This window comes from Tautonia marina (assembly GCF_009177065.1).
GTDB classification, from domain to species: domain Bacteria; phylum Planctomycetota; class Planctomycetia; order Isosphaerales; family Isosphaeraceae; genus Tautonia; species Tautonia marina.
The window spans coordinates 1-830 of sequence record NZ_WEZF01000066.1 but is presented as its reverse complement, the minus strand read 5'-3'; the positions used below and the strand labels follow the sequence as shown (position 1 = coordinate 830).

At 63.5% G+C, this 830-nt stretch carries 1 pseudogene; it reads right to left on the bottom strand.

The features are described 5' to 3' along the window. Nucleotides 1-218: 218 nt before the first annotated feature. Nucleotides 219-830: pseudogene (locus GA615_RS27225) on the bottom strand (hypothetical protein); the annotation flags it as partial.

Sequence of the window (830 nt, the reverse complement as noted above, 5' to 3'; positions counted from 1 at the left end):
TCCCGTCATGTTTTCGGGGCGGCGGGGACGGGCTCCACCACCTCGATGGATCGCAAGCGTGTCGCCACCGCGGCGGTCAGCCGCACCGCTCCCTGGACCACCGTCCCCGGGCAGGCCACCTTCCGGCCACTGGCACGCCGCTCGTGATAGCGGTACGAGCCGAAGAACTGCTCCAGGTTGTGAGTCGAGGAGCCGTCTTCCCCCGGGTGGAGGATGATTCATGACTTCGGTTTGATAAAAAGAACCTCGCCGCGCTCGATCCATCCCTTGCGTAGGTCCACCCGGAACCAGCCGTCACTGTTCTTCGGCTGAAAACGCACGGGAGATCGCGGTCCGAACTTGGCCAGGTCGTATTCCGCCCAGGTCCGGCCCAGATCGGGCGAGAACGCGATCCCTGTCTTGTAGGTCGATGCCGGCGCACAGTGCCCGGCCAGGATCACACCATCCTGGATGATCATGTTCGCAAGCTCGAACTCCGCATCAAAGAGCCGGGTATGCTTCGATGGGTCGGCCAGGTGTGCCGGATCGCATTGAAAGATACCGCGGTCATACTCCTCGTCGGGTCGCTTCGGGCCATTGGCATCGGCCGCCCAGTAGAGCTGTCCGGCGACGAAATTGATGCCGCCCGACTTGTAACGCGAATTGGCGTCCACCGAGATCAGCACCGTCCAGTCCCAGTGATCAGTGGGGGCGTCGTAGGTCCCGCGCAGCCAGTGGCATTCGTGGCCGTGTCCGCGGTCGATGTCGCCCGTGCAGGCGTAGAATGCCCGCTCGGCCGGATTGTAAGTCACCCCGTGAAGATGGCGGCAGATGACGGGATTCTCCGGATC